This window comes from Chryseobacterium sp. 14P4.3.2, from assembly GCF_057799275.1.
Map to the genome: position 1 here is coordinate 1 of NZ_JBYOKO010000041.1, position 3,611 is coordinate 3,611.

Sequence of the window (3,611 nt, forward strand, 5' to 3'; positions counted from 1 at the left end):
GATTGGCTGAATCATAGATATAGTTTTCTCTGATCCCGGAAGGCGGGGTGATGGTTCTTACCCCGATTAGCGGATCGTAAGTGTAGGTAGAAACAAGAGGTCTGAACCTGTCTATACTAAGCTTGGTTCTGAATTTTTGCAGTGATGCTAAAAACGAAGTTTCATCATTATTGGTTCCTGCATTAGCATCGGTATCTGAAGCGCTGATAATTTCTGCCAATACAGGATAATTCTCTGATAAATGCTGATAAGTGACTCCTTCTACTCTGGCAATAGGTTTCGTATTATTATATCCCCAGATAATAGCTGTCGGAATTCCATCTTTTGCCGTGTACTGACGTAGATTTCCTTTAGCATCGTATTGATCATATTTTACATTAGGCTCCATTGTAGTGCTGAGAAGATTTTGCGATACCAGAGAATATGGAAGTGCCAGTCCTGTTGTTAATACATCAGCTTCAGCCTGAGTAGAAGGATACAATGTTTCTGTTTTGGCTATCACTTTTCCATTTTTCTTAGTTTCGCTTTCAAGAGCAATACCCACGATATTTTTACTGATTAGATATTGGTTATTTTTTTCAGAAGCATATTTGTATTGGGTCTCTATATTCACATTTTCAGCAGTGGTTATTAAGCTTTTACTTAGCTGATTAAAAGGATTACTGTATTCATAATCACTGGTTGTGACTATTTTTTTAACATTGGAATCATCTGCTATTCCAAGAGGAACATCTTCCTGATACTCTTTTCTAACTACTTTATTTAAAAAAGCCTGAGTGGTTATGATAGGATAGACTCCTATGTATTTATTGATAATAGCGGTCGGAGTACTATAAATATTTTTATATAATGTGGCCCCGATAATATTGTATATTTTAGGATTATCTTGAAAAGTATAGGTTGAAACAATACTTTGCTTTAAAAATGGAGTATTATTTTTCATGTGAAAAATAATATTTTTCAGCAGTTTACCATCAATATTTGAAAAAGAATAATAACGGGCAAATTTTTCTTTAACACTTGAAATAAGCCCTGTTACAACAGAATACCCAATATAAGCGGGTGCTCCTGGCGGCATTTCCATGGCTACCGGTGTATGCAAATCTGTCTCTAATGAGCTTCTGTCTTTTATGTAATATTTTTTTTCTTCACCCCCCTTCTCAAAATGATCTCCACCATAGCTAATGGTGACATTCTTATACATAGGATCGGCCAGATTAAAATATCCAGATGAATCATCAAAGGAATTTCGGGTTAACGATCCGGGCAAAGGTGATGACTCTAGATACTGGCTCAAAACTGCCCATCCTAAATATTGTCTGTGTTCTTGTGCAGCACAGGTTTCTGCAGCAGCAGTTGTTGAGGTATGAGATTGTGTATAAATACTGGTTTGAAAATTCGGAAAAATATCATCATATTCAAATAAATTCTCAGAAATCTTGTCAAATTCACTGTAATACACTCTTTTAATATTTATAGTGTCATTTTCTAAGGTATCATATTGTCGTTTTAGCCGTACTCCAACACCATTTAGGGGGTCCATATCTTTGTATGTAATTTTTACACCTCCATTACAGTTATTACAATTATTATTCATCACCTCATAGACAAACTTATATTTTTTATTATTATAGAATGTAAACTGATCATAATCTACTTCTGCTGGATTGGTTATTTTGGTTATGGCCATGTGGTGGGTATATACCACAGTATTGCTTTCATCCAGTATAGTAAATTTAGCCCTTGCTTTGATTGGACTATGAGGGTCTGGAGATTCCAAAGATATCATTAACTGAACATTTCCACCAATAAATTCAAATTGCTTAAGCTCTTTTGTATCTGTTCTTTTTATCGTGTTGATTTCAAGAACTAAATCATTATTTCTCATCACTTTTTTGATAGGTTCATACTCAAAATTAGTTTTTCCTTTTGTAGGATAAGTGATTGATTTTAAAGTACCTTTTGCTGCATATTTGAAACTGGCTGTTCTGTCTGCAAAATAATCAGGAAAAGTAAAATTGGTATTATCAAGGAGATTGGTATTGGGGATCAAATGGGTATTATATTCTTTACCATTATAAAACCCAAGGTAATCTACAGCTTTTGAGAGTCTCATTGGAATTTCCAGCGGTGAGTTATATTCAAGAAGGTAATCTTCTTTTTTATTAAATAACGAATTGTTATATTCAAAAAAAGTTATCTTATTTAAGAAAAACCGTTCAATAATATTATTTTTATTATTATCCAAATAATCCAATGCAATTTTCCTGATGATGCTATTTCCATTTGAATGAACCACTTCAGTCAGTTTATTATACAAAACATAATCTGTGGAATAATTAAAAATAAAAGTTTCATCATCATCTGCAACTATTTTCTGTAACCTTTTCAAATTAGTGATATGAAGTATATTACTATTATAATTAATTTCCCCGGTCGGCATTCCACCACCACCACAACTATCTTCATAGGTAAAGACATTTCCGACAGCTACACTTTGCTGTTCATTCAAAACAATCGCTCTGGGACTCATACTTTCATATATAAAGTTAATAGAACGGTTGGTCTTATTGCTCGAAATTTGTTTTAAATAAAAACCAGTAACACCGGCAAGAGACGGATTATCTTTATTAAATGTTATTTCTGTAAATCCATTTCCTCCAAAAGAATAAACCAATCCATCATAAGTAGTGATCTTAAAAGCATAATTTTCTCTGAAATTTCCAATCGTTTCAATTTTTAGATTATTATCGTTATTAATTAAAACAGGATTAAAATTTTCATCCAAATAAAAGCTACCTGAATATCCTGAAATACTGTAATTAAATACATCTACTTCGTGATCTCCTGTATGTAATCCAATATAGGCTCCCCAACCTTGGGTATCAGATTGATCAATATATGGTATGGTATGGTTTATTGTATGAATATTCCCAAAAAACTCATCTCTCTTATCATAAATTGTTCTGGTAATACTGCCTCCGGTATCAAGTATCCAGTTCATTCCTGTAGAATTGGGAAGATCATTTACTTTGACTCCAGCTTTTATATATTTTAAATTTAAATTCACACCTATATCTTTTTTAGACATAGAAAATAAAGGAATATTTACGGTAGGTTCTCCTTTGAAATCATTGATTTCTGTATTTCCAAATTTGGCCTTATAATAAGATTCCGGTGTAGGTGGAATTATATTATAAGTATTGTTTGAAGATAAATCATCATAACCACCTTGCGCTGAAACACCAATAAAATTCAGGAAAATTATTGAAATTAAAAAAAAATTTTTCATGATTGTTAGTTTTTTATTTCTTAATCAGCTTTGCATTCGCCGTTTTATTATTGTCCGTTTTTATCGTCACCAAATAAGCCCCTTGAACCAGAGCCTGCGTATTAATCTTAGTTACTTTATTCTTTGTTTTCAAGCTCTGAAGCTGCCTTCCGCTCATATCATACAGCATAATATCAGCCTCTTTAAAGTCGAAACCAATTTCTATATAAGCATAATCGGATACCGGATTCGGATAGATCTTGATATCAAATTTCTCCATTAACAGATCAACCTGTTTGTCTCCCAGTTTTACAATCTTCCAGTTTTCTTTGCCCAGTTC

The 3,611-nt window shown here is 32.8% G+C and carries 2 protein-coding genes; both read right to left on the minus strand.

Annotated features, from left to right (window positions below; genetic code table 11):
• Positions 1-3,292, minus strand: a 3,292-nt coding sequence (locus AC27VX_RS23575) for a hypothetical protein (RefSeq protein WP_488698401.1), incomplete at its 3' end; no start/stop codon positions are given.
• Positions 3,293-3,305: 13 nt separating this feature from the next.
• The coding region (locus AC27VX_RS23580; protein ID WP_488698403.1) for a T9SS type A sorting domain-containing protein at positions 3,306-3,611 on the minus strand (306 nt) is incomplete at its 5' end.